The sequence below is a fragment of the Parahoeflea halophila genome (assembly GCF_900220985.1).
Classification (GTDB): Bacteria; Pseudomonadota; Alphaproteobacteria; order Rhizobiales; family Rhizobiaceae; genus Hoeflea; species Hoeflea halophila.
On sequence record NZ_OCPC01000002.1, the window covers coordinates 202,029 to 227,904 of the forward strand.

The 25,876-nt window shown below is 62.4% G+C and carries 26 protein-coding genes; 4 read left to right on the forward strand and 22 right to left on the reverse strand.

Going from position 1 to position 25,876, the window contains the following annotated elements:
- Positions 1-19 precede the first annotated feature (19 nt).
- The 14 genes from CRO46_RS08315 to CRO46_RS08380 all read right to left on the reverse strand — a co-directional run bounded on the left by CRO46_RS08315 (position 20) and on the right by CRO46_RS08380 (position 14,638).
- Positions 20-3,004, reverse strand: coding sequence for a 2-oxoglutarate dehydrogenase E1 component (locus CRO46_RS08315; protein WP_097106896.1), 2,985 nt, complete (start codon positions 3,002-3,004; stop codon positions 20-22).
- Between the two features lie 67 nt (positions 3,005-3,071).
- Positions 3,072-3,485, reverse strand: a complete 414-nt coding sequence (locus CRO46_RS08320; protein WP_097106900.1) for a nuclear transport factor 2 family protein — start codon at positions 3,483-3,485, stop codon at positions 3,072-3,074.
- Between the two features lie 28 nt (positions 3,486-3,513).
- Entirely contained in the window at positions 3,514-4,416 is a 903-nt protein-coding gene (gene sucD, locus CRO46_RS08325; protein ID WP_097106902.1) for a succinate--CoA ligase subunit alpha, read from the reverse strand.
- An 18-nt stretch (positions 4,417-4,434) separates the two neighbouring features.
- On the reverse strand, positions 4,435-4,854 hold the full coding sequence (locus CRO46_RS08330) for a PIN domain-containing protein (protein ID WP_097106904.1): 420 nt from the start codon (positions 4,852-4,854) through the stop codon (positions 4,435-4,437).
- Positions 4,835-5,119, reverse strand: a complete 285-nt coding sequence (locus CRO46_RS08335) for a DUF6364 family protein (protein WP_097106906.1) — start codon at positions 5,117-5,119, stop codon at positions 4,835-4,837. The genes CRO46_RS08330 and CRO46_RS08335 overlap by 20 nt, the downstream gene beginning before the upstream one ends.
- 172 nt (positions 5,120-5,291) lie before the next feature.
- Complete coding sequence (locus tag CRO46_RS08340; RefSeq protein WP_097106908.1) at positions 5,292-5,846, reverse strand: hypothetical protein; 555 nt, start codon at positions 5,844-5,846, stop codon at positions 5,292-5,294.
- 4 nt (positions 5,847-5,850) lie between these two features.
- Complete coding sequence (gene sucC / locus CRO46_RS08345; protein WP_097106910.1) at positions 5,851-7,044, reverse strand: ADP-forming succinate--CoA ligase subunit beta; 1,194 nt, start codon at positions 7,042-7,044, stop codon at positions 5,851-5,853.
- Between the two features lie 136 nt (positions 7,045-7,180).
- Positions 7,181-8,143, reverse strand: a complete 963-nt coding sequence (mdh, locus tag CRO46_RS08350) for a malate dehydrogenase (RefSeq protein ID WP_097106911.1) — start codon at positions 8,141-8,143, stop codon at positions 7,181-7,183.
- A 164-nt stretch (positions 8,144-8,307) separates the two neighbouring features.
- Positions 8,308-9,477 carry a cell division protein ZapE gene (zapE, locus tag CRO46_RS08355; protein WP_097106913.1) on the reverse strand — a complete coding sequence of 390 codons (1,170 nt, stop codon included), beginning with the start codon at positions 9,475-9,477 and terminating at the stop codon, positions 8,308-8,310.
- Positions 9,478-9,516: 39 nt separating this feature from the next.
- The gene (locus CRO46_RS08360) at positions 9,517-10,038 is read right to left on the reverse strand and encodes a protease inhibitor Inh/omp19 family protein (protein ID WP_097106915.1); all 522 of its coding nucleotides are present in this window, start codon (positions 10,036-10,038) and stop codon (positions 9,517-9,519) included.
- A gap of 246 nt (positions 10,039-10,284) precedes the next feature.
- Positions 10,285-10,887 carry a peptide-methionine (S)-S-oxide reductase MsrA gene (gene msrA / locus CRO46_RS08365; RefSeq protein ID WP_097106917.1) on the reverse strand — a complete coding sequence of 201 codons (603 nt, stop codon included), beginning with the start codon at positions 10,885-10,887 and terminating at the stop codon, positions 10,285-10,287.
- 140 nt (positions 10,888-11,027) lie between these two features.
- A complete protein-coding gene (locus tag CRO46_RS08370) occupies positions 11,028-12,365 on the reverse strand; it encodes an MFS transporter (protein ID WP_097106920.1) in 1,338 nt (445 codons plus the stop codon).
- Between the two features lie 87 nt (positions 12,366-12,452).
- The gene (locus tag CRO46_RS08375; RefSeq protein ID WP_097106922.1) at positions 12,453-13,523 is read right to left on the reverse strand and encodes an SDR family oxidoreductase; all 1,071 of its coding nucleotides are present in this window, start codon (positions 13,521-13,523) and stop codon (positions 12,453-12,455) included.
- Between the two features lie 230 nt (positions 13,524-13,753).
- Positions 13,754-14,638 carry a LysR family transcriptional regulator gene (locus CRO46_RS08380; protein WP_244577824.1) on the reverse strand — a complete coding sequence of 295 codons (885 nt, stop codon included), beginning with the start codon at positions 14,636-14,638 and terminating at the stop codon, positions 13,754-13,756.
- A gap of 105 nt (positions 14,639-14,743) precedes the next feature.
- Here CRO46_RS08380 and CRO46_RS08385 point away from each other — a divergent pair, with 105 nt between their 5' ends.
- Both CRO46_RS08385 and CRO46_RS08390 read left to right on the forward strand, forming a co-directional pair.
- A complete protein-coding gene (locus tag CRO46_RS08385) occupies positions 14,744-15,724 on the forward strand; it encodes an NAD(P)-dependent alcohol dehydrogenase (RefSeq protein ID WP_097106926.1) in 981 nt (326 codons plus the stop codon).
- A 128-nt stretch (positions 15,725-15,852) separates the two neighbouring features.
- Complete coding sequence (locus tag CRO46_RS08390; protein WP_097106927.1) at positions 15,853-16,998, forward strand: trans-sulfuration enzyme family protein; 1,146 nt, start codon at positions 15,853-15,855, stop codon at positions 16,996-16,998.
- Between the two features lie 309 nt (positions 16,999-17,307).
- Here CRO46_RS08390 and CRO46_RS08395 read toward each other — a convergent pair whose 3' ends face one another.
- The 5 genes from CRO46_RS08395 to CRO46_RS08415 all read right to left on the reverse strand — a co-directional run bounded on the left by CRO46_RS08395 (position 17,308) and on the right by CRO46_RS08415 (position 21,472).
- Positions 17,308-18,087 (reverse strand): succinate dehydrogenase iron-sulfur subunit, encoded by a 780-nt coding sequence (locus CRO46_RS08395; protein ID WP_097106928.1) that lies wholly within the window; start codon positions 18,085-18,087, stop codon positions 17,308-17,310.
- A 15-nt stretch (positions 18,088-18,102) separates the two neighbouring features.
- Positions 18,103-19,938, reverse strand: coding sequence for a succinate dehydrogenase flavoprotein subunit (sdhA, locus tag CRO46_RS08400; RefSeq protein WP_179759022.1), 1,836 nt, complete (start codon positions 19,936-19,938; stop codon positions 18,103-18,105).
- A gap of 12 nt (positions 19,939-19,950) precedes the next feature.
- Positions 19,951-20,340 (reverse strand): succinate dehydrogenase, hydrophobic membrane anchor protein, encoded by a 390-nt coding sequence (gene sdhD, locus CRO46_RS08405; protein WP_179758996.1) that lies wholly within the window; start codon positions 20,338-20,340, stop codon positions 19,951-19,953.
- A gap of 9 nt (positions 20,341-20,349) precedes the next feature.
- Positions 20,350-20,745 carry a succinate dehydrogenase, cytochrome b556 subunit gene (gene sdhC, locus CRO46_RS08410; protein ID WP_097106932.1) on the reverse strand — a complete coding sequence of 132 codons (396 nt, stop codon included), beginning with the start codon at positions 20,743-20,745 and terminating at the stop codon, positions 20,350-20,352.
- 262 nt (positions 20,746-21,007) lie between these two features.
- The gene (locus tag CRO46_RS08415; protein WP_097106935.1) at positions 21,008-21,472 is read right to left on the reverse strand and encodes a GNAT family N-acetyltransferase; all 465 of its coding nucleotides are present in this window, start codon (positions 21,470-21,472) and stop codon (positions 21,008-21,010) included.
- Positions 21,473-21,720: 248 nt separating this feature from the next.
- Between CRO46_RS08415 and CRO46_RS08420 the strand changes: the two genes are divergently transcribed.
- Both CRO46_RS08420 and CRO46_RS08425 read left to right on the forward strand, forming a co-directional pair.
- The gene (locus tag CRO46_RS08420) at positions 21,721-22,137 is read left to right on the forward strand and encodes a hypothetical protein (RefSeq protein ID WP_097106937.1); all 417 of its coding nucleotides are present in this window, start codon (positions 21,721-21,723) and stop codon (positions 22,135-22,137) included.
- Positions 22,138-22,413: 276 nt separating this feature from the next.
- Entirely contained in the window at positions 22,414-22,659 is a 246-nt protein-coding gene (locus CRO46_RS08425; protein ID WP_097106939.1) for a DUF982 domain-containing protein, read from the forward strand.
- A 281-nt stretch (positions 22,660-22,940) separates the two neighbouring features.
- Here the strand turns inward: CRO46_RS08425 and leuC are convergent, their stop codons facing one another.
- From leuC to CRO46_RS08445, 3 genes are all read right to left on the reverse strand, one after another.
- Positions 22,941-24,350 (reverse strand): 3-isopropylmalate dehydratase large subunit, encoded by a 1,410-nt coding sequence (gene leuC, locus CRO46_RS08430; RefSeq protein ID WP_097106941.1) that lies wholly within the window; start codon positions 24,348-24,350, stop codon positions 22,941-22,943.
- A 238-nt stretch (positions 24,351-24,588) separates the two neighbouring features.
- The gene (locus CRO46_RS08440; RefSeq protein WP_097106945.1) at positions 24,589-25,101 is read right to left on the reverse strand and encodes an MgtC/SapB family protein; all 513 of its coding nucleotides are present in this window, start codon (positions 25,099-25,101) and stop codon (positions 24,589-24,591) included.
- A gap of 118 nt (positions 25,102-25,219) precedes the next feature.
- Positions 25,220-25,855, reverse strand: coding sequence for a class I SAM-dependent DNA methyltransferase (locus CRO46_RS08445; RefSeq protein WP_097106947.1), 636 nt, complete (start codon positions 25,853-25,855; stop codon positions 25,220-25,222).
- Between the last annotated feature and the right edge of the window lie 21 nt (positions 25,856-25,876).

Sequence of the window (25,876 nt, forward strand, 5' to 3'; positions counted from 1 at the left end):
TCGGCAACGTTGGGCGGCATCAGCCGCCCAGCGCATCCTCGAGGAAGGCTTCAAGCTGTGCAAGGTGGCGCGACATCAGGCCGGTCGCCGTCGAGGCCGAGGCCGGACGTCCGGTGTAGCGTACCCGCTGGAACTTGGCGTCGATATGCGCCAGCACCCATTCGAGATAGGGATCGATGAACGACCAGGCGCCCATGTTCTTGGGCTCTTCCTGGCACCACACCATTTCGGCATTGCGGAACCTCGACAGCTCGTTGATCAGCGCCTTGGCCGGGAACGGATAGAGCTGTTCCAGACGCAGCAGGTAGATGTCGTCGATGCCGCGCTTTTCGCGCTCTTCGTAGAGATCGAAATAGACCTTGCCCGAACACATCACCACGCGGCGGATCTTGTTATCCTTGACCAGCTTGATCGGCTCGTTCTTGAGCACTTCGGCATCGTCCCACAGCAGGCGGTGGAACGAACTGTCGCCGGCCATTTCGCTCAGGGTCGACACCGCCCGCTTGTGGCGGAGCAGCGATTTTGGCGTCATCATGATCAGCGGCTTGCGGAAATCCCGCTTCATCTGCCGCCTGAGGATGTGGAAATAGTTCGACGGCGTGGTGCAGTTGGCAACCTGCATGTTGTCTTCCGCGCACATCTGCAGGAAGCGCTCGAGGCGGGCGGAGGAATGCTCCGGTCCCTGCCCTTCATAGCCGTGCGGCAGCAGGCAGACCAGGCCCGACATGCGAAGCCACTTGCGTTCGCCCGAGGAGATGAACTGGTCGAACAGCACCTGCGCGCCGTTGGCGAAGTCACCGAACTGGGCTTCCCACAGCGTCAGCGCATTCGGCCGGGCCAGCGAGTAGCCATATTCGAACCCGAGCACCGCCTCTTCCGACAGCATCGAATTGATGACTTCGTAGCGGGCCTGGTTCGGCGTCAGGTTGGCGAGCGGGATGTAGCGTTCCTCGGTTTCCTGGTCGTAGAGCACGGAATGCCGCTGGCTGAAGGTGCCGCGCTCGACATCCTGGCCCGAAAGCCGGATCTTGGTGCCTTCCGTGACCAGCGAGCCGAAGGCCAGCGCTTCGGCGAAGGCCCAGTCGATGCCCTCGCCGGTTTCAACCATCTTGGCGCGGTTGTCCATGAACCGCTGGATGGTGCGGTGCGCCTTGAAGCCTTCAGGCACTTCCGACAGCTTCTTGCCGATTTCGCGCAGCTGCTTGAGCGGCATGGCGGTCTTGCCCCGGCGCTGCTCATCCTGGTTGTCGGCGGTCCTGAGACCGGTCCACTGACCATCCAGCCAGTCGGCCTTGTTCGGCTTGTAGCTCTGGCCGATCTCGAATTCGGTTTCCAGATTGGCGCGCCAGTCGGCCTTCATCTTTTCGAATTCACCCTCGGTGATCACGCCTTCCTCGATCAGGCGGCGCGAATAGAGCGTCACGACCGTCTCGTGGCTGCGGATCTTCTTGTACATCTTCGGCTGCGTGAACGCCGGCTCGTCGCCCTCGTTGTGGCCGAAGCGGCGGTAGCAGAACATGTCGATGACCACCGGCTTGTGAAAGGTCATGCGGAACTCGGTCGCAACCTTCGCCGCATACACGACAGCTTCCGGGTCATCGCCATTGACGTGGAAGATCGGCGCCTCGATCATCTTGGCCACATCGGAGGGATAGGGCGAGGAGCGCGAGAAGCCCGGATTGGTGGTGAACCCGATCTGGTTGTTGATGATGAAATGGACGGTACCCGCCACCCGGTGGCCGCGCAGGCCCGACAGGCCGAGGATCTCTGCCACCACGCCCTGGCCGGCGAAGGCCGCGTCACCGTGCAGGAGCAGCGGCATCACCTTGACCCGCTCTTTCAGCGGAATGATGTCACCGTCGAATTCGGTGGCGATCATGTCCTGCTTGGCGCGCGCCTTGCCCATCACCACCGGGTTGACGATTTCCAGGTGAGACGGATTGGCGGTCAGCGACATATGCACCTTGTTGCCGTCGAACTCGCGGTCCGACGAGGCGCCGAGGTGATACTTCACGTCGCCAGACCCCTCGACCTCGTCCGGCTTGAACGATCCGCCCTTGAACTCGTGGAAGACGGCCCGGTGCGGCTTCGCCATCACCTGGGTCAGCACGTTGAGGCGGCCGCGGTGGGCCATGCCGAAGACGATTTCCTTCAGCCCCATATTGCCGCCGCGCTTGATGATCTGCTCCAGTGCCGGGATCAGCGATTCCCCGCCGTCGAGGCCGAAGCGCTTGGTGCCCTTGTACTTGACATCGATGAACTGCTCGAAGCCTTCCGCCTCGACCAGCTTCTGCAGGATCGCCTTCTTGCCCAGATCGGTGAACTCGACGCCCTTGTCCGGGCCCTCGATCCGCTCCTGGATCCAGGACTTCTCTTCCGGGTTGGAGATATGCATGAACTCGACGCCCAGCGTCGAGCAATAGGTCCGCCTGAGGATGTCGAGCATCTGCGGAATCGTCGCGTATTCGAGGCCGAGAACATGATCGATGAAGATCGGCCGTTCGAAATCGGCTTCGGTGAAGCCATAGGCTTCCGGCGACAGCTCGTTGTAATCATTGTCGGGCTGCTGCGCGAGATCGAGCGGATCGAGCTTGGCATGCAGGTGGCCCCGCATCCGGTAGGCGCGGATCATCATCAGCGCCTTGACCGAATCGCGCGTCGCCTGGGTGACATCGCCCGGTTCCGCAGCCCCGGTGGCTGCCTTGGCCTTGAGCTTGTCGGAAACCTTTTTCTCGACTTCGCCCCAGTTGCCGTCGAGCGCCGAGACCAGTTCGCCATTGGCCTGGACCGGCCAATGGGACTTCTTCCACGAGGCTCCTGCGGCGGACTTGCGGACCTGCTCCGGATCGTCCTTCAGCTCCGCGAAGAACGACTGCCATTCGGCCGGCACGCTGCCAGGATTGTCCTGAAACCGCGCGTACATCTGCTCGATATAGGCAGCATTGCCGCCATACAGAAACGAGGTCTCTGCCATGATGTCGTTGGCTTCGTCTTTGCGTGCCATGGATCTCACCTTTTCCGCGGGCCTGTTTTCCGGGCCCTTTTCCTAGACTCTAAGGCTTGCGCGGCACTCACGCCGCGGCAAGCTTACCCAACCCGATCCCCAACGCCGCCGTGTCGGTGAAGACCTGGTAGCGGACGATCTTGCCGTCGCGTAACGTAAACAAGTTGACCGTTTCGGTGCGCACCGTGCGCGCCGTCTCCTTCACAGTCCATTCGCCCTTGAGCACCGTGATCACGGTGTCGCCTGCGACATGGACCGCAAGCGGTTCGACCGTGTCGATCACCAGGTGATCGCCCACGGTCGCCACGAATTTTTCGAACCCGTCGAAACCGGCCCAGTCCCCGGCCCAGGGCAGAAGCCCCTCCGGCGCCGGGTAATGCACCTCGATTTCGTCGGAGACGACGCCGCGCAAGGCCGCCCTGTCGCCCGCCTTCAGCGCGGCGTAGTAGCGGTCCAGCGTTTCGCGCACGGCGTCGCTCATTGGTCCAGCCTTCGTTTTGCCCCGGGGATTATCCCTTGAGGACTTCAACCAGTGTCTTGCCAAGACGTGCAGGCGATGGCGAGACGCGGATGCCTGCGGCTTCCATCGCCTTGATCTTGTCTTCGGCGCCGCCCTTGCCGCCCGAGATCACCGCGCCGGCATGGCCCATGGTGCGTCCGGGAGGTGCCGTGCGGCCGGCGATGAAGCCGGCCATCGGCTTCTTGCGGCCCTTCTTGGCCTGCTCGATCAGCCATTCGGCCGCATCTTCCTCGGCCGATCCGCCGATTTCGCCGATCATGATGATCGATTCGGTTTCCGGATCGTCGAGATAGAGATCGAGAATGTCGATGAACTCGGTGCCCTTGACCGGGTCGCCGCCGATGCCGACGGCGCTCGACTGGCCAAGGCCTTCATTGGTGGTCTGGAACACCGCCTCGTAGGTCAGCGTGCCCGAACGCGACAGAATGCCAACCGAGCCCTTCTTGAAGATGTTGCCCGGCATGATGCCGATCTTGCACTCGTCCGGCGTCATCACGCCGGGGCAGTTGGGGCCGATCAGCCGCGACTTCGACTTGTCGAGCACGGCCTTGGCGCGGATCATGTCGGACACCGGAATGCCTTCGGTGATGCAGACGATCAGTTCGATCTCGGCTTCGACGGCTTCGATGATGGCAGCTGCGGCACCTGCCGGCGGCACGTAGATCACCGAGGCATTGGCGCCGGTCTCGGCCTTGCCCTCGGCAACCGAGGCGAAGATCGGCAGCTTCTCGCCGCCGGAACCTTCCCAGGTCGAACCGCCCTTCTTCGGGTGAATGCCGCCAACCATCTTGGTGCCGTGATAGGCCAGCGCCTGCTCGGTATGGAAGGTGCCGGTCTTGCCGGTGAGACCCTGAACCAGGACCTTGGTGTCTTTGTTGATCAGAATGGACATGTCATCAGCCTTGTAAGTCTAAGCGAGAAAGTCTTCGAGGAAAGGATTGCAGACACGGACACTTCCGTAGGCCTGCCCGTGATTGAGATCTTCGCTGTAGACGATCTCGAGATCGGCGCGCTGCGCCGCAACCAGAATGAGACCGTCCCAGTGAGAGATCGAATGACGATGTGAGATTTCCATGGCGCGCACGACATCGACCGGCGACACCGCGACCACATTGTCGTTCTGCAGGGTCTGTATCCACTGCATCGCCGCTTCCGCACCATAGGCGAGCTTGCGCCGGAGCACCTGATAGAGCTCCATCATCACCTGGGTCGAGGTTGTCACCTCCCGGGTCTGCATCAGCCGCCGCGCCAGATCCCGCTTGGTTGCGTCCGCCGCAGTTGAATGGGCGGCATAGGCCACGATGTTGGTGTCAAAGAAGGCCGCGTTCATGCATCACCTCCCCGTACAACTCCTCGCGGTCGACCAGAGGTACCTGATCGTCAATCTCCTTGCCGCGGGCTTCGGCGGAGGCGTCGGCCGCATCGAAGACCCGGCCCCAAGCTTCCGCACGGCTTGCCTGGTGCGCTTCACGGTTGACCTCGCGCTGAAGAAAACCGCGCACTAGCTCATTCACGCTCGTCCGCCGCATGGCAGCGAGAACCCTTGCCTTGTCCAGCAAGTCCTCATCGATGGCGAGTGTGATGTTCTTGGTCATCGCTCTACACAGGTTATGTGTTACACATAATACGTGGGCACCGGGAAGTCAAAGCCACAAGGCCGTTTGTCTGCGCTTGTAGGGTGCAGGTCTAGCCGGTCCGGTCCTGAAGCTGCACCGAGGTGTCTATGCTGATCAGAATGGACATGTTTGTTCCCATTTTCTTCCAGCCCTAATGAGCATCCAGAAGATGGATCATGTTGGTGTGAATGATCGCGGGCAGTGGTATTCCTTCAAACCATTCTCTTTGAACAACAACATCGGCGTCGAAACGCTTGCTACCCTGTTCAAAGTGAAAGTTCTTACCGATCATTTTTTCGCTGGAGACTGTGGTGATTAAAGTCCCGGTTGGCACAATTTTCTCCACTGCCTCAACGACATTCGAGCAATCCGGAATCTGAAGGTTCCCATCCGCCACGAATTGATCCAATGTTCCATGAGAACATTGAACTGAAATCATATCAGAGTACTTTCGGTACGAGAGTCTGTACTGTGCACCTTCGGTATCTGTAATAATGGCAGCTCCACCCTTACTTTCGATTTTTGGATTGGCGACCCAAGTCCAGCCCCTATTGATCACCCATGCCTCCATCTCACTAAGCGAATTCTGCACCAAGCAAAGCTCCGCAATATCTTGAATGGGGCAGGCCTCAACCGAACTAGCGTTGCCGACACAGCTGGTGCCGGCGAATGCTATTACAGCCAAGATACGCGGGACAATCGACACTGTGTCAGCCCTTCACGGCAGCCACGATTTTCTGGGCTGCGTCGTCGAGATCGTCGGCGGCGATCACGTCGAGGCCGCTTTCGTTGATGATCTTCTTGCCGAGCGCCACATTGGTGCCCTCGAGACGGACTACCAGCGGAACCTTCAGGCCCACTTCCTTGACCGCGGCGACCACGCCCTCGGCGATGACGTCACATTTCATGATGCCGCCGAAGATGTTGACGAGGATCCCCTTCACGGCCGGGTCGGCGGTGATGATCTTGAACGCTGCCGTGACCTTCTCCTTGGACGCGCCGCCGCCGACATCGAGGAAGTTCGCCGGCTCCTGTCCGTAGAGCTTGATGATGTCCATGGTTGCCATGGCAAGGCCTGCGCCGTTGACCATGCAGCCGATATTGCCGTCGAGCGCGACATAGGCGAGGTCGTATTTCGACGCCTCGATTTCCTTCTCGTCCTCTTCGGTCAGGTCCCGAAGTTCCATGATGTCGTCATGGCGGAACAACGCATTGTTGTCGAACGAGACCTTGGCGTCGAGCACCCGCAGGCGGCCGTTCTTCATCACGATCAGCGGGTTGATCTCGAGCAGCGCCATGTCCTTTTCGACAAACGCCTTGTAGAGGATCGGAAACAGCTTCTCGCCATCCGCCGCAGCCTCACCCTCGAGCTTCAGCGCCGCGGTAAGCTTGGCCAGATCGGCGGAAGTGACGCCGGCATCCGGGTCGATCGCCACGGTGATGATCTTCTCCGGCGTTGCCTCGGCCACGGCCTCGATGTCCATTCCGCCCTCGGTCGAAACCACGAAGGCCACCTGGCCGACGGTGCGATCGACCAGCAGCGAGAGATAGAGTTCGCGCTCGATGTCGGCGCCGTCCTCGATATAGAGGCGGTTGACCTGCTTGCCCGCCTCGCCGGTCTGCTTGGTCACCAGCGTGTTGCCGAGCATTTCCTTGGCGTGTGCCTTGGCCTCGTCGATCGAGAACGCCAGCCGCACACCGCCCTTGGCGTCCGGCCCCAGCTCCTTGAACTTGCCCTTGCCGCGTCCGCCAGCATGGATCTGGCTCTTGACCACGTAAAGCGGGCCGGGCAGCGACTTTGCGGCGGCTTCCGCTTCGTCGGCGGAGAAGATGGCGACCCCTTCGGCCACCGGCGCGCCAAAACCCTTCAGAAGGGCTTTGGCCTGGTATTCATGGATGTTCATGGGAACTCCTGGATTGAGTGTACGCTCGAGTGCGTCTTGACGTTTCGTTAAGCCTGATAACGCTCTAACCCGATGTTCTTACGCAAGTCTGAACGGAAAGCCGGTTTCCGGCTTCCCGTCCGGTCTCGCGACCCGGTTACTTCAGGTTCGGGGCAATGCCGATGCAGGCCTCGCAAAGGCCGGCTACCGATTCCACCGACTTGTCGAAGGCCTTCTGCTCGGTCTTGTTGAGCTCGATCTCGATTACCCGCTCGACACCGCCTTCGCCGATGATGCACGGTACGCCGACATACATGTCCTTGACGCCATACTGGCCCGACAGGTGTGCCGCGCAGGGCAGAACCCGCTTCTTGTCCTTGAGGTAGCTTTCCGCCATCAGGATCGCCGAAGCCGCCGGCGCGTAATAGGCCGAACCGGTCTTCAGCAGGCCGACGATCTCCGCGCCGCCGTCACGGGTGCGCTGGATGATTTCCTCGAGCTTATCCTTCGACGTCCAGCCCATCTTGACCAGGTCGGGCAGCGGGATGCCGGCAACGGTCGAGTAGCGCGCCAGCGGCACCATGGTGTCGCCATGACCACCGAGCACGAAGGCGGTGACGTCTTCGATCGAGACGTTGAATTCCTCGGCCAGGAAATGGCGGAAGCGGCCCGAGTCGAGCACGCCGGCCATGCCGACGACCTTGTTCTTCGGCAGGCCGGAGAACTTCTGCAGGGCCCAGACCATCGCGTCGAGCGGATTGGTGATGCAGATCACGAAGGCGTTGGGCGCGTATTTCTTGATACCGGCGCCAACCTGTTCCATCACCTTGAGGTTGATGCCGAGAAGGTCGTCGCGGCTCATCCCCGGCTTGCGGGCCACACCGGCGGTGACAATGCAGACATCGGCGCCTTCGATTGCCGAATAGTCATTGGCCCCCGACAGCCGGGAGTCGAAACCTTCCGACGGCGCGGACTGAGAAATGTCGAGTGCCTTGCCCTGCGGCGTCCCTTCGGCAATGTCGAACAGGACGATGTCGCCCAGTTCTTTCAAGCCGGCCAGGTGGGCAAGCGTGCCACCGATCATTCCCGAGCCAATCAAAGCAATCTTGTTACGCGCCATATCGAATATCTCCGCAGGTCGTTGTGGTGTGGAACCCGCCGAACGCCTGGCCCCGATTTCGACAACCCGCATAGACTGAATGGCCGGAACTGGCAACTCAAACTTTCGATATGTGTTTTTTCAATCGGTTAGCTTTTAAAACTCTTACGTAAAGGTAAAAGTTCTCAAGCCGGATCGGCGCCGTTTCCGGTCTCGTTTGCCCGGCTTGCCTCAAGGTATGCCTCGCTCTGCATCTCGTTGAGCCGCGATGCGGTACGGTCAAACTCGAAACGCTCGGTTCCGGTCGTCCCCTCGGCCAGCTCCTCAGGCGCCGCAACGGCCGAAACAAACAGCCGGTTCTTGCGGTCGTAGAGCGTGTCGACCAGGGTAATGAAGCGCTTGGTCGCATTGCGCCCGGCATCCTTCATCAGCGGCACATGATCGACGAAAACCGTGTGGTAGCGCTGTGCCACCGCCGCGTAGTCCGCAGCGCCGAGCGGCTTGTCGCACAGGTCGGAGAAACCGAACCGTGCCGCCCCGGCCCCGGCCTGGGGCACCGCCACCTCGCGGCCCTTCATTTGCACCGTTTCCGGCGCCGTCTGCTTTCCCGCCGTCACCTGCTTCCATGCCCCGTCCATCGCCGCCTCACCCTCGCCCTCGCTGAGCCGGTGATAGACCGGAAGCTTGGTGGTCATCTCCATCCGGTAATCGGTGCGTGCATCGAGATTGAGAATGTCGACATTGTCCTTGAGCAGTCCCACGAAGGGCAGAAACAGCTGCCGGTTCAAGCCGTCGCGATAAAGCTGGTCCGGCTCGACATTCGAGGTTGCCACCAGCACGCAGCCGAGCTTGAACAATTGCTCGAACAGCCGCGACAGCAGCATCGCGTCGGCAATGTCGGTGACCGAGAACTCGTCGAAGCACAGCACCCACGCCTCGTCGAACAGCTGTGCCGCCACCGGCGGCACCGGATCGGTTTCCTTGGTCTCGCCGTTCTTCAGCTTCTGCCGATGGGCATGGATGCGTGCATGGGCGTCGGCCATGAAATCGTGAAAATGCGCGCGCCGCTTGCGTTTGGCCGGGACCAGCTCGAAGAACATGTCCATCAGCATGGTCTTGCCGCGGCCCACCGCGCCATGGACATACAGGCCGCGAGGCACCTTCGCGGTCTTCTTGCGCCCGAACATCCAGCCCAGCGCGCTCGATTTGGTGGCCAGTCTCTGGTTGGACACGGCTTCCAGCAGCACGTCGAGGCGGGCCGCCAGCTGCACCTGCGCCGGATCAGGCGAGAACTCGCCACTGGCCACACGTGACTCATAGGCACTGGCAACCGTGTCGTGTCTCTTCCAGCTCATCAGGCAGGGCCTACCTATCGTGTAGCGCTGTGCCCTGTCTTAGCGGGAAAGAGAGATGGGTTGTCCGGACGTGGTCGAGCCGTCGTAGCGCTCACTGGCCGACTGGTAGAGCCGTGCGATCTGGTTGCCGCTGGAATCCGCCAGGATGACCTGCTTGCCCTGAACGTCCCAGGCCGCGATCGCCGCAGCGTTGCCGACACATCCGCGCGACGCCGCACGGTAGCCGCCGGTCCACTTGGTCAGCGACAGGAAGACGTCACAGCTGGAGCCGCCCGTTCCGGCCGACCAGCGCCCGATCAGCGCTTCTCGGGTCAATTCCGGCGCATTTGCTGCTGCAACCTCAGGCGCAGCGGTCTCGGCCGGCGCCGTGGGCGCTGCCGGGAATGCGTCGGGTTGTGGTGCCACCGGCGGCGCCAGCTGGCCGGATTGAACACCACCAACGGGTGCGGGCATCAACGGAGCCGGCTGCTGCTGGGTGTTCAAACCACCGAAGGATGTCCGCTGGCAACCGCCAAGGACCGCGGCGACCGCTGCTGCGACCAGCAAGGTTTGCATCTTCATAGATAAGCTCCGGTTACGCGAAACATGTGCTTCGCTGTTCGTCCACTAATCCGCATAAAATGACCATAGAATGGAAATTGCAAGGCAAACCGGCCTCAGAAGCATATTAGCAAGACGATAATCCAATGATATTGAGGCCAATACACCACCCATGCCACGATTGTCACCCGTCTATTTGCAGGCAGAGCGCCCGTCGAAGCACTCATCTCATAACCGGCAGCCGCCCGTCGCGGGTGGCTGAACTGGCTATTTGGCAAGCCCGTAATTGGCCTCGTCCCCCCACAACGACTTGATCTCCTGGTCACGGCCGCAGGCCTTGCGGTAGTAATTGTAGCGCACGGGACTCTTCTTGTAGAAATCCTGATGATAGTCTTCGGCAGGCCAGAATCTGGCCGGCGGCTCGATTTCGGTGACGACAGGCTTGTCCAGTGTCTTCTCCGCTTCCGCCTTGGCAGCCTCGGCCTGGGCCGCCTGTTCATCATTCAGGGTATAGACCGCCGTCGTGTAGCTGTAGCCGCGATCGCAGAACTGACCGCCGTCATCGGTCGGATTGACCGTGCGGAAAAACGTCTTCAGCAATTCCGCGTAGCTGACGACTGCCGGATCATAGGTGATCTTGACCGCTTCCCGGTCGCCATTGGCGACATGGCTCTTGTAGGTCGGGTTGTCGGCCTTGCCACCGATATAGCCCGAGACGGTCGAGGTAACGCCCTTGACGTAATCGAAGTCCGACTCCACGCACCAGAAGCAACCACCGGCGAAGATCGCGGTGCCGGTCTCTTCGGCGCGTAGGGGCGCTGCCGTGAAAGCGGCGGCAAACAGGGCGGAAGTCACGAGCAGTCTGAGCATGAAATTCTCCTTTGTCACACCAACCTAGGCCAGCGCGCTGCCAAGACAACTCACTCTGGCGCACAAAGCCGTGAAACCAGGCTTCGGTCGTTGCAGCCTCCCGGGGGGGATTTAGTCGCGGTCAAGCCGCGGTTCTGATGTCAGCCATGTGTGGGCCAGGCCCTGTGTTCGTCATCGATGACGAAAACATGCCTGTGCCGCGCACCCCGGACCGGATGTTCGCGCAGATGCGGATGATCCCGGGGCAGATCGCTATGCTCATGCTCCACCTCCAGCGCATCATCCGCCGGCCAGACCAACATTGCCAGCAGCGCGCCAGCCAGCGCCATGATGCCGAGAATGGCCATCGTCAGCGGCAGGCCCAAGGCGCTGCCGGCCCAGCCTGCGACCGAATAGGTAACGAGCCAGCCCAGATGCGACAGCGTGAACTGCGCCGCAAACAGCGCCGGACGGTCCTCGGCATGCGCCGAGATGCGCAGCAACCGGCCCGATGGCGTCAGGATCGCCGAATAGAACACCCCGCTCAGCGCCCAGACCAGCAGGAAGCCGCTCCAGGCCGGAAGCCCTTGCTTCACCAAGTAGAACGCATGGCCAAGGGTCAGGCCCGTCAGCAACAGGCCGGCGCTGAGCATGACGGTCCGGTCGGCGAGCCGGTCGAGCAGCCGCGGCAGCGCCAGCGCCGCCAGCATCGAGCCGCCGCCAAAACCCGCCAGCGCCAGCGCCACTTGGCTTTCGCCCGCGCCATAGCCACCCTGCACCAGCACGACCGTGTTAACCAGCACGAAGGCGCCGGCTGCCGCAGCGGTAAGATTGAGCAGGAACAGACCATGCAGCCGCGGCGTCGCTGCATAAATACGTATGCCGCGTGTCAGCCGATCGACGAACGGTCGTGCTGTCGCTTTCTCCCCCGCCACAGGCACCTTGGCCGACAAGACCAGCAGTGCCGAGCCCAGAAAACCCAGCACTGTGCCGCCGAACAGTCCATGATAGCTGATGAACACAAGCAGGATCCCTGCCAGCGCCGGGCTCAGCAGGTTTTCCAGATCATAGGCCAGCCGCGACAGCGACAGCGCCCGCGTGTAGTCGCGCTCCTCGGTGAGGATATCCGGAATGACAGCCTGAAACGCCGGGGTGAAGGTCGCAGACGCCGCCTGCAGCACGAAGATCAAGCCGTAGATCTGCCACACAGAATCAATGAAGGGCAGCGTCAGCGCCACCGCGGCGCGCACGATGTCTGCGCCGATCAGCACCTGCTTGCGTGGCCAGCGCCCGGCCAGCGCATTGGCCACTGGCGCCAGCGCCACATAGGCAATCATTTTGATGGCGAACACCGTCCCGAGCACCGCCCCGGCCTGGTCCCCGGCAAGGTCATAGGCAAGCAGGCCCAGCGCCACGGTCAAAAGGCCGGTGCCGATAAGGGCAACCACCTGCGCCGCAAACAGCCGCGCATAGTCAGGATGTCGGAGCACTTCGATCATGTCGGCTATGCTAGCAAACTGCAGGCCTCAGCCGATAGCGGCATTCGATTCACAGGGCACGACCCTTTCCGCGAGACCCGGACGGTTTTAGCCCTTTTTCAGCACCCCGGTGTCGATCAGCTGCTGAAACATTTCCGCCGCCGCGTCGCTGACCGGATGGTATTCGATGCCGAGTTCCCGTTTTGACTTGGAATTGTCCGCCCGCCACGGATAGCCCATATTGTCTGCAATCATCTGACGCGACAATTGCTTGCTGACCATCGGTCCAACCAGCCAGAGCAGCCATTTCGGCAGTTCGCGGGTTGGAAACGGCCATTTGTCGCCAAAACGCTGCCGTAGCATCCGGCCCAGTTCGAGAAACGACACGGTCTGCGCCGAGGTGATGTGGCGGCCCTCGGCATCGGCCAGGAACCCGGCCCGCAGATGCGCTTCGGCCACGTCACGCACATCCACCATGCCGATTTCCATCGGCGGCGCGCCGGCCTTCAGGGTGCCGTCACCGAACTGCTTGAGAATGTTGTGCGATTCAGACGTCGAATTGCCGGAGATGGTCTTTCCGATCACCAGCGACGGATTGATTATCACCAGCCGCCAGCGGCTTTGCGCATCGGCAATCGCCCAGGCAGCCTTCTCCGCTTCCACCTTGGAGTAGGAATAGGGCTGGCGCTCGAGCGACGATGTCGTGTTCCAGATCTCTTCGGTCAGCACCTTGCCCGGCGCTTCTTGAACGTCCTTGTTGTCGCCGTAGATCGCGGCACAGGAACTGGTCACCACGACACGCGTCACACTCGGCGTCCGGTTGGCGGTCTCAAGCACGTTGCGGGTGCCTTTGACGGCCGGGTCCACCAGGTCACGCTGCGGATCCTCGAAATCGCTGGTGAACGGCGATGCCGTATGAAAAACCACCGCGCAGCCTTCCATCGCCGGATCATAGCTTCCCTCGTCAAGCAGGTCAGCCTCGAAAAGCCTGAGCTTTCCGGGCAATTCCGCTGCCATCCTGGTCAGATGCTCTGTCTTGTTCTTGTTGGAAGGATCGCGCACCGGGGCATGCACGGTGAGCCCCTCCTCGAGCAGCCTCCGCACCAGCCAGCCGGCCACAAAGCCGGTGGCGCCGGTTACCATTACGGGTTGGTCGGTCGGATAGACATGTTCGGTCATGGCGGGCCTTTCAGAAATTGCGCGCGACTGGACGGGCCTGGCCGGTCGCCTGCCCGTCTCTCATACATCCCAATGCGCCGCGCGCCCCAATGGTTCCGATGATGCTCCCCGAAGGATCCACCACTGATCCTTCAAGCCGCGCCTGCTGCCGGACTTGGCAAGTCCTGCACCCCCAGCATCAAGGCCCGCCTGCAAGCCCTGTGCCTCAAGCCGGTCCGTCCCGGTCAATGTCACCCGCGATAGGGCCGCGCCAGTTCCTCGGCCATCAGGTCATACACCAGCCGCACCCGGCGGCTGGTATGCACTTCCCGGTGCGTGACCAGCCAGACCGGAACCACGAGCGCCTCGGCATCGGGCAGCACCCGCACCACGCCCGGCTCGGCATCGCCGATATCCGCCGCCATGACGCCGATCCCAAGGCCCTGTTTGACGTGGTTCCACTGCACCAGATGGCTCTCCGAGACGAGCGGAAAATTCCGTTGCGTGAGCGTCAGCCCGAAACGGGCCATTGCCGTGATGAACTCGCCTGACCGGTTGAAGCCGATGAAATGCGCTTTCGACACCGCCTCGGGCGTCTCCGGATTGCTGATACTGTCGAGATAGGCCGGCGACGCATAGATCCGGCCCTCGAGATCGCGGATCCTGCGGCCCACCAGATTGGGCTGCGTCGGCCGGTAATTGCGGATGGCGATATCCGCCTCGCGCCGCCGGAGATCGCTTTCCGAATTGGTGGCGACAAGCTCCACGTCGATCCCCGGCGCCTCCTGCCGCAGCCTGGCGAGAATCGCCGGCATGCGGAACGCCGCATCCACCTCGCTGGCGCTGATCGACACCGTCCCCTCGATCGCCTGGGTCCTGCCCGACGCGGAAAGCGACATCCGCGCCGCCGCCTCGCCCATGGCGCGGACATGGTCCATCAGCTCCAGCCCGCCCGGTGTCAGCGTCAGCCCTCGGCCGACGCGCTCGAACAGGGCAACTCCCAGTTCCTGCTCAAGTGCGGCCACCTGCCGCCCCAGCGTCGGCTGTGCCATCCCGAGCGCCCGCGCAGCCGCCGACAACGATCCTTCCTCCGCAGTGACCAGAAACGCCCGCGCCCGGTTCCAGTCAAAGTTCACTGATTTCCAATCCATGCATTGTTGCATATCATTTCGCCAGTTTTGGTCAATTTTATCTGCGTCTGTGCATGGCTATATCCGGATCACCAACCAGAGATCAGACCGATGAAAGCCATTTCCTATTCCCGCTACGGTTCACCCGGCGTACTCAAGCCCGTCACGCTGCCCAAGCCCGCGCCAAAACCTGATGAAGTGCTGGTCCGGATCCACGCCACCAGCGTCACCTCCGGCGATTACCGTGCCCGCAGTCTCGACATGCCGGCGGGCTTCGGCCTGATCGGGCGGCTGGTGTTCGGTCTGTTCCGCCCGCGCCACAAGATCCTCGGCACCGAATTCGCCGGTGTTGTCGAGGCGGTGGGCAACAAAGTCACCCGCTTCAGGCCCGGCGACCGGGTGTTCGCCTATCCCGGCGCGACATTCGGCGGCTACGCCGAATATGCTGCAATCAGCCAACAGGCCGCCATCGCCCATGTGCCGGACAACCTCCGCTTGGATGTAGCGGTCGCACTCTCCTTCGGCGGCGCGACGGCGCTTGATTTCCTGCGCACCAAGGGCAGCATCAAACCCGGCGACCGCGTGCTCGTCATCGGCGCGTCGGGAAACGTCGGCAGCGCTGCGGTGCAGCTCGCCAAGACGTTCGGTGCGCATGTCACCGGCACCGCTTCCACCGGCAAGCGCAACATGGTCGCAGCACTCGGCGCCGATGCGGTGCTCGATTACACGGCCAGCGACCCCTCCGGCGCGAAAGACGCCTACGACATCATTCTCGACACCAGTGGCGCAGCAACATACGCAGAGTATGGCGCCGCCCTGAAGCCCGGCGGCCGGCTGTTGCTCGCCTCTTCCAGCCTGTGGCAGATGCTGGCAGCCCTCACGGCGCGCAAGACCGGCGGGCGCAAGGCCATCCCCGGCTACGCCCCCGAACGCACCGGGGATCTACGCTTTCTGGCCGGTCTCGCCAGGCGCGGACAGTTCACCCCCTTCATCGACCGGCGCTTTCCGCTCGACCAGGCTGCCGAGGCCCATGCCTGGCTTGAAAACCCGGCCAGAAAGGGCAACGTTGTCATCACCCTCGACACCGATTGAACCGGCCACGGTTCTGGTTTCGAGAAGCCATTGAATTTCCCCGCCGGACTGCATAGACACGGACAGAACTAAGGGACGCCGAGGCGTCCGGAAATCTGGCATGAAAACCAGGGAAAGACAGATCTCGCATGACGCTCGCCAACGACCTCAAAGCCTCCACCGTCGCAGCCCAGGCCGGCGGGGTCATCGACACGCCCTCCGGCGGTGTTGTCCCGCCGGTGCAGCCCTCAACCACCTTCGTCCGCGATGCGGACTACGCGCTGGTCAATCCCGACAATATCTACTCCCGTGACAATTCCGACATTGTCCGCATTGCCGAGGACGTGCTGGCGCGGCTCGAAAACGCCGAGGAGGCGCTGCTGTTTCCCTCCGGCATGGCGGCCATCGCAGCGCTGTTCCGCACCCTGCCGAACGGCGCCACCGTGGTGGTTCAGTCCGGCATCTACTGGGGCACCACCAAGTGGCTGAGGGATTTCTCCGCCCGCCGCGAGATCACCCTGCATGAGGTCGATGCCGCCGACCCGGACGCCCTCGCCGCAGCCTGCAGCACCCATACTCCGGGTATCGTGTTCATCGAGACACCCTCCAATCCCTGGCTGAAAACCGTCGACATCGCCCATGCCGCCGAATGCGCCCATGCGGCAGGCGCCCTGCTGGCAGTCGATTCCACCGCCGCCACCCCGGTGCTGCAGAAGCCGCTGGAGCTTGGCGCCGACATCGTCATGCATTCGGCCACCAAGGGCATCAACGGCCATTCCGACGTGCTCGCCGGCCTGCTCGCCACATCCGCCCCCGCGGCCAAAGTCTGGACCGACATCAAGGCCGACCGCCACGACGCCGGTGCCGTCATCGGCCCGTTCGAGGCCTGGCTCCTGCTGCGCGGCATGCGCACCCTGCCGCTGCGTGTCGAGCGCATGAGTGCCAACGCGCTGAAGATCGCCAACTGGCTCAATACGCACCCCGGGGTGACGGACGTTTATTACCCCGGCCTTGAAAGCCATCCCGGCCACGCGATCGCCGCAACGCAGATGAAGGGCGGCTACGGCTGCCTGTTGTCCTTCCTGGTTCAGGGCGGCGCGCCCGAGGCGCTCGCGGTGGTCGGAAAACTCAAGCTCTTCCACCGCGCCACCTCATTGGGCGGCGTCGAAAGCCTGGTCGAGCACCGCCACACCATCGAACCCCACACCGGCATCCCCGAAAGCCTGATCCGGGTTTCGGTCGGCATTGAGGATGCGGACGATTTGATCGCGGATCTGGAACAGGCGCTGGGCTAGGTTCCAAACTCGGCCCCCCACCCCCCCTTGCGAGGGAAATGTCGGCGTAGCCGACAGAGGGGGGTGATGGTAGGTGTCGATACCGCCCACACGACTACGCCCGGCAACTCCATCCTTCGTCATCCTCGGGCCTGACCCGGGGATCCAGCCCGCAATGGAACGACGCCATTCGGACCCGCAGCACCAGCACGGAATGGATCCTCGGCTCGGAGACCGAGGATGACGATGAATTGAGGGCCTGCACCGCTGAAACTGAAAAGGCCACCCGTGAAGGTGGCCTTTCGGTATCGAATCTTACGCGGCCTGCCCCTACACCCGGCGTTCCACCATCATCTTTTTGATCTCGGCGATCGCCTTGGCAGGGTTGAGGCCCTTGGGGCAGGTTTGCGCGCAATTCATGATGGTGTGGCAGCGATAGAGCCGGAACGGATCCTCGAGATCATCGAGACGTTCTCCGGTGGATTCATCGCGGCTGTCGATCAGCCAGCGATAGGCTTGCAGCAGCACCGCGGGACCGAGATAGCGGTCGCCGTTCCACCAGTAGCTCGGACACGAGGTCGAGCAGCAGGCGCACAGGATGCACTCGTACAGACCGTCGAGCTTGGCCCGGTCCTCGCGGCTCTGCTTCCATTCCTTCGCCGGCGTCGGTGAGACGGTCTTCAGCCATGGCTCAATCGAGCGGTGCTGGGCGTAGAAATTGGTTAGATCCGGCACCAGATCCTTGACCACCGGCAGATGCGGCAGCGGATAGACCTTCACCGCGCCATCGATCTCGTCGAGACCCTTGGTACAGGCGAGCGTATTGGTGCCGTCGATGTTCATCGCGCAGGAGCCGCAGATGCCCTCGCGGCAGGAGCGGCGCAGGGTCAGGGTCGCGTCGATCTTGTTCTTGATCCACAGCAACCCGTCGAGCACCATCGGTCCGCAGTCGTCGGTGTCTATATGAAATGTGTCGATGCGCGGGTTTTCCGCATCATCCGGCGACCAGCGATAGATCTTGAATTCACGCGTGTTCTTGGCGCCTTCCGGCTTCGGCCAGACCTTGCCCGGCTTCGGCTGTGAATTCTTCGGGAGTGTGAGTTCAACCATGGTCCCTGTTCCCTCTTAGTACACGCGGGCCTTGGGCGCGATCTTGGCCAGATCGATGCCCTCGGCGATCAGCTCGGTGTGAACCGGGCGATAGTCGAGCGTGACCTTGCCCTTGTCATCGACCCAGGACAGCGTGTGCTTGCGCCAGTTCTCGTCGTCGCGGCCACCCATCGGACCATCCTTGTAGTCCTCGCGGGCATGCGCGCCGCGGCTTTCCTTGCGCGCTTCGGCCGAAACCACCGTTGTGATCGCGTTCGCCATCAGGTTTTCAAGTTCCAGCGTCTCCACCAGATCCGAATTCCAGATCATCGACCGGTCGGTCACCTTGACGTCGGGAAGCTCGGCCCAGATCGCGCTCATCCGCTTGCAGCCGGACTCGAGCGATTCCTGGGTGCGGAACACGGCGGCATCTTCCTGCATCGCGCGCTGCATCTTCTCGCGCAGATCTGCCGTCGGCTGCGAGCCATTGGCATGACGCAGCCTGTCGAAGCGGGTCATGATCTTTTCGAACGAGGCTTCGTTGACCTGCGGGATCTTCGAGGCCCGGTCGATGACTTCGCCGGCGCGGATGGCTGCGGCGCGGCCGAACACCACCAGGTCGATCAGCGAGTTGGAGCCAAGCCGGTTGGCGCCGTGCACCGACGCACATCCGGCTTCACCCACCGCCATCAGGCCCGGCGCCACGCGGTCCGGATCCTCGGATGTCGGGTTCAGCACCTCGCCCCAGTAGTTGGTCGGGATGCCGCCCATATTGTAGTGCACCGTCGGCAGAACCGGAATCGGCTCGCGGGTCACGTCGACACCGGCGAAGATCTTCGCACTTTCCGAAATGCCGGGAAGCCGCTCATCGAGCACCGCCGGATCAAGGTGATCGAGATGCAGGAAGATGTGGTCCTTGGCCTTGCCGACGCCACGGCCTTCACGGATTTCCATGGTCATGCAGCGCGAGACAACATCGCGCGAGGCCAGGTCCTTGGCCGACGGCGCATAGCGTTCCATGAAGCGCTCGCCCTCGGAATTGACCAGATAGCCGCCTTCGCCGCGCGCACCCTCGGTAATCAGGCAGCCTGCGCCATAGATCCCGGTCGGGTGGAATTGAACGAACTCCATGTCCTGCAGCGGCAGACCCGCACGGGCAACCATGCCGCCGCCGTCACCGGTGCAGGTATGCGCCGACGTGGCCGAGAAATAGGCCCGGCCATAACCGCCGGTGGCCAGCACGACCATCTTGGCCGAGAAGCGGTGAATGGTGCCGTCATCGAGATTCCAGGCCACCACGCCGGTGCAGCGGCCGTCTTCTTCCATCAACAGGTCGAGCGCGAAATACTCGATGAAGAATTCGGCGTTGTTTTTCAGCGACTGGCCATAGAGCGTGTGCAGAATGGCGTGGCCGGTCCTGTCAGCCGCAGCACAGGTGCGCTGCACCGGAGGGCCTTCGCCGTAGTTCTGCATGTGCCCGCCAAACGGTCGCTGATAGATGCGGCCATCCTCGGTGCGCGAGAACGGCACGCCGTAATGCTCGAGCTCATAGACCGCCTTCGGCGCTTCCATGGTCAGGTACTGCATGGCGTCGACATCGCCGAGCCAGTCCGAGCCCTTCACCGTGTCATACATGTGCCACTGCCACGAGTCCGGCGTCATGTTGGTCAGCGAAGCGGCAATGCCGCCCTGGGCAGCAACCGTGTGCGACCGGGTCGGAAACACCTTGGAGATGCAGGCGGTCCTGAAGCCCTGCTCGGCCATGCCCAGGGTGGCGCGAAGCCCGGCGCCGCCGGCGCCCACAACGACCACGTCATAGGCGTGGTCGACAATCGAATAGGCGCGTCCGCCAATGTTGACGCTCGACGTCATTACCATGGTCTGTCAGCCTCCGAAGCCGAGTTTGAGAACCGCGAACAGCGACACCGCGCCCACTGCGATTGCAAAGAATGTGTTGAGGATCAGCAGGCTCACCTTCATGCCCTCGGCATGAATGTAGTCCTCGATGATGACCTGCATGCCGAGCTTCATGTGAATGACACCGGAAATCACCACCAGCCCCATCAGCACCGCCACCAGCGGATTGGACAGTGCGCCTGCGACCGTGGCATAGGGCTCGCCATTATAGGCTACGATGAAAAGCACGAAGAAGATCAGAAGCGGCACATTGGCAACGGCGGTCAGCCGCTGGCGCCAGAAGTGATCGGTGCCTTCCTTGGCCGAACCAAGGCCGCGGACCCGGGAAAGCGGCGTGCGCATGTTCTTGCTGTCCATGTCTGCCTCCTACAGCCGGGTTGCGTAGCCGGCGATCCAGATCAGGATCGTCAGCGTGATCGAACCGGCAAGGGTTGCCCAGGCCATCTTGGTCGAGGTCGCCGGATCGAAGCCGCGGCCGGTGTCCCAGATGAAATGGCGGATGCCGCCCAGCATGTGATGCATCAGCGCCCAGGTGTAGCCAAACAGCACCAGCCGCCCGAGCAGCGAGCCGAAAATGCCGTTGACCCAGTCGAACGTCGCCTCGCCGGAAGCCGCCGCCACCAGCCACCACGCCACCAGCAGCGTGCCTGCATAGAGTGCCATACCGGTAAACCGGTGCATGATTGACATCACCATGGTGGGTATTTGCTTGTAGATACTCAGGTGCGGCGACAAAGGCCGGTTCTGCGTCACATTGGTCATCGGGACCCTGTCCTTCTTTCCCTCAAGGAGAGCCGCACGCATCTGTGCGATACCGAGCACGGCGGCTGTGCGGAGGTTTTAGTGCGTTATATGCACCGCGTCAAAGCCCCCATCGCGCTCGACAGCACGGCTTTGGTCGAAAGCGAGACGGGATTTTTCCCTCCATAGCGCTTCAAACGATTCAAAATACTTAACAGCGCAAGAAAGCGCGGCATCAGGCCACGCTTTCAGATTTCGCCGGTTTGATTGCAATGCAAAAAATTCAGCTCGAATGGTCGAAACGCAGTTCCCAGCTGGAAAAATCCGCCTTGGTAGCGAGCTTCTCGTAGAGCTTGCGCCCTTCTTCCGGCAGCCGCGGCGCATTGAGGATGATTCGCGACCAGCCATGGGCGTCGCTCTCCTCGGCCAGCATGTCGATCATCGCCTGGGCAATGCCCATCTTGCGGTGCAGATGGCTGACATAGAGATGGTCGACCTGGCCGCACCGCATTCCCGTCACCGGATCCGGCAGATCGTAGAAGATCACGAACCCGACCAGCTCGCCGTCGAGCCGGGCGCCGAAGATCTGGGCAACGCGGTCCTGCAGCAGCGTTTCGGCGTAATAATCATCCGGCCTGCGCGGCGCACCGCGTTTGAGCGACTGCACATAAGCAGCCAGCAGCGGCGAGAATTGATGCGCATCCTTGAGGCGCAACAGCGAGATGTCGATGTTCTTGGGCGTGTCCATGGGCTGAATGTTTGGGTCAAAGCCGTGCTCCGGTCAAGCCTGACAAAGGTCGCAGCGGGCGGCTCGCTTCGCGACGCCCCCGAGCCGGCTTAACCTTAACCGGCGATAGAAGCTGGCGCAGCGTGACACCCTTTTGCCGCTGGTGCACAATATTGGCCAGATTGGCTGCAAGGGTTGTTTTGACCCGCTCACGGACCACCACCGGCCTCGATGCTGCATGCACTGAAGCCTGCTGAAAGGAAACCGCCATGACCGTCAAGTTGTTCTCGCGCAAGCCGGGGCTCAATCCAGGCCGCCGGCCGATCCAGGCGGCCATCATCTTCGCCGCAAGTGTCGGGCTTGCAACGACTGCACTGGCCATCGAGCTCAAGCCCCCGTCGGGCACATCGAAGCTTCTGCGCGACAAGGACGTCACCGTCATCATCATCGACCGGGATGACGGCAGGTCGAGTTCGCGGATCAGACTGCCCGGGCAGTCGGCATCGTCGCCGCTCAAGCAGCCGTCAACGAAGATCAGGCGCGATGGCGACCACGTGGAGATCCGCGTCAAGCGTGACAGCTCCGGCGGCGGCACCTTTGTCCGGTCCGGCCCCAAGGTCATCATTGTCGACAGCAACACCAGCAGCTGCGGCGACAGCAGCGGTGTCTGCGTCATCCGGCACTGATGCAATCTTGAGCATGGCGCAGCGGCGTTCGGGCATCCGCCCTGGTGTGGAGACGTCCGCACGGGCAAACGCCGGCAAACAGCCACCCCCCGGCACCATTCCGCCCTCGGCCTGAACGCCATTCATTACCATTGACACCGATCTGTGCCGTTCCGGCACATGTTGCAGCTGCTTGCGCCCATCCGGCAATGACAGCGTAACCATCTCCGCCGGATTGACGTGACCTCAGTCCGGGATAGGCAGACACTGGTCCTGCACGTCAAAGGAGGTAGTCTCATGCGATCAACAGCCTGGAACACGCCGATCACCATCGATGACCCCGAGACAGGCCTTCACCGGACGGTGAGGACCGCCCGGCAAGCGAAGAAGCTGCTGCACCGCAACTGGCCGGGCATCCACGGCAGCCGCTTTCACGACGCGGAGCTCGCCTGCGAGGAAGTCATCAATGGTGGCGCGGAACCCCGCAAGGCCCGCCACGCCTTTATCGCAGCCGCCATCGAGGCACATCTGCATCTGAGCTGACGAGACGAGCACACCCTAGCCCCCAAGACGAACGAACCCGCCGGGTGACCGGCGGGTTCTTCTGTGTCTGGTAGGGCAATGAAAAGCGGCGTGCTCTCCTTCGTCATCCTCGGCCCCCGAGCCGAGGATCCATTCCGCGATGCTTCAACGATTTGCGGACAATGAGACGTCACGGAGTGGATCCTCGGGTCAAGCCCGAGGATGAGGAAATCCGGGATGAAGCCAAGGGGACAGACAGGCGGAGCTTACTCCGAGCTTGCAACCGCCTGCCGGTCTGACCTCTATTTCCACTCCCGGATATCGACGAAGTGGCCGGCCACGGCCGCGGCGGCCGCCATCGCCGGCGAAACCAGGTGGGTGCGGCCCTTGAAGCCCTGGCGGCCTTCGAAGTTGCGGTTCGAGGTCGAGGCGCAGCGCTCGCCCGGCTTCAGCCGGTCGTCGTTCATCGCCAGGCACATCGAGCAGCCCGGCTCGCGCCAGTCGAAGCCCGCATTCTTGAAGATCACGTCGAGGCCTTCGGCTTCCGCCTGTTCCTTGACCAAGCCCGAACCCGGCACGATCATCGCCGAGACGCTGGACGCAACCTTCTTGCCTTCGACGACTGCGGCGGCGGCGCGCAGATCCTCGATGCGGCCATTGGTGCACGAGCCGATGAACACACGGTCGATCTTGATATCGGTGATCGGCGTGCCGGGCTTGAGGCCCATATAGTCGAGCGCCCGCCATTTCGAGCTGCGCTTGGATTCATCTTTGATGTCGTCCGGGTTCGGAACCACTCCGGTGACCGAGATCACATCCTCGGGCGACGAGCCCCAGGAGACGATCGGCGGCAGCGCGGCGGCGTCGAGGCGGACAACCTTGTCGTAGTGCGCGCCTTCATCCGACGGCAGCGTCTTCCAGTATTCGACAGCCATATCCCAGGCCTTGCCCTTGGGCGCGCGCGGCCGGTCCTTGAAATAGGCATAGGTCTTTTCGTCCGGCGCGATCAGGCCGGCGCGGGCGCCGCCCTCGATGGTCATGTTGCAGACCGTCATGCGGCCTTCCATCGACAGCGCGCGGATGGCTTCACCGGCAAACTCGATCACGTAGCCGGTTCCGCCGGCGGTGCCGATCTCACCGATGATGGCGAGGATGATATCCTTGGCGGTCACGCCCTCGGGCAGTTCGCCATTGACCTCGACCAGCATGTTCTTGGCTTTTTTCTGGATCAACGTCTGGGTTGCCAGAACGTGCTCGACCTCTGAGGTACCGATGCCGTGCGCGAGCGCGCCGAATGCGCCATGGGTCGAGGTGTGGCTGTCGCCGCAGACGATCGTGGTGCCCGGCAGGGTGAAGCCCTGCTCCGGACCGACGATATGGACGATGCCCTGGCGCTTGTCGTTCTCATTGAGATACTCAACGCCGAACTCGGCCGAGTTGTTGGCCAGCGCCTCGACCTGGATGCGGCTTTCCTCGTTCTTGATGCCGAGCGCCCGGTCCGGCGAGGTCGGAACGTTGTGATCGACCACGGCGAGCGTTTTCTGTGGTGCACGTACCTTGCGGTTCATGCTGCGCAAGCCTTCGAACGCCTGCGGGCTGGTCACTTCATGCACCAGATGCCGGTCGATATAGAGCAGGCAGGTACCGTCCTCCTGTTCGTCGACCACGTGGTCGTCCCAGATCTTGTCGTAGAGTGTGCGAGGTGCGGTCATGAAAGTGGTCCGTTCGGATAAAGGAAGAATGCTTGATCGGAATGCCGCCGGAAAGCCGGCAGGAGAGGCGGCGCCTCAGGCGTTGCGCCCGGCAAATGCCCTGGATACGCGCGCGAAAAACCGTGCCGGCAGGCGCTTGTGATCCTGCAGCACGAAGACTTGAGGCGCGAGACATCCGAATTTCGATCCCATGGCCGCGCTCATACCAGCGTTTGGCGATTTTGGCAATCTGGGATGGTCAGCTCCCACTGTCGGATTCGCACCCCTCTCTGGGTGATTTCAATGACAGCTCGGTTTCCAGGCGGCGCACTGCCGCCAGAATCAACGCTCCAAGTCCGGACGCCAACACCGCAATCAGCCAGAGGCCGAGCCCCGCTGCCAGCCCGGCAGCCGCGGCGAGCCACATGCCGGCACCGGTGGTCAGACCCTTGACCTCCCCGTGGCGCATCAGGATGATGCCGGCGGCGAGAAACGCCACACCGGCGGTGATGGCGTCAACCAGCCGCAACGGATCGAAGCGCACGTCGTCGGGTTCAAATGCCGGCATCGAAAGCATTTCGAGCGTGATGATGGTGAACGCCGCCGACGCGAGGCTAATCAACATATGTGTGCGGAAACCGGCAGGGCGGTCGGCCAGTTCGCGCTCGAAACCGAGGATCCCGCCGAGAGCGACGGCCAGCAGCAACCGCGCAAGGATGACCTGCCAGGGCAGCTGCGTCGAGTGGAGCATTTCATCAAGCAATGTGTCCATATCCTTAAAATGCCCCAGTTACAGGCAGGTTCCCGTACGACCGCTGCCGGATTGCGGGAGCCGGGACGGCGGTCCCGGTAGGCCGGGGCGGTTCCACCACCGGCATCAGCAGGACGGCTCAGGCGAGAACCTTAAAGACATGGGCCGTTACCAGCACGTCCGGCTCGTCGAGAGCGAAGGCCCGGAACGGCGGGCTCTGTTCGAGCCGCCGCCAGATCCCGCGCCCGCTCAGATCATCGATTGTGGACGCAAAACCGCCACTGTGGAAAATCTTGTCCCGCACTGTGAAGATCGCGGTCCCGCCCGGCCTGGTGATCCGGCACAGTTCGTTCAGGCTGGAGGCAGGCGCATGGCCTTCGGTAAACACGCCGGTGGAGAAGAAGGCCGCGAAGTGGTTGTCGTCCCAGGGCAGCCCCTCACCCAGCGTCGCCCGCTTCAGCGCACCATAGGCTTCGCGCGAACCGGCAAGCTTGAGCATCTCGGCTGAGAAATCGAGCCCTTCAATATCGTTGTAGCCCAACGCCTTGAGATAGGGGCCGGACAGGCCGCTGCCGCAGCCTGCGTCGAGCAGCGGGCCGGCATCCGGCCTGACATGACGCGCAACCCACGCCAGCACCTGGAATGGCAGGCAGTATCCGGCTGCCAGCGTGTCCCGGTCATAGGCCGCAGCCCAGGCCGCATAGGCCGCGCCCAGCTCCTCCGCATTGCGCGCGGCATAGACCTGTTCAAGTTCCTGGTTGCTGCGTTCAACCATCAATCCGATTCTCCCTTGCTG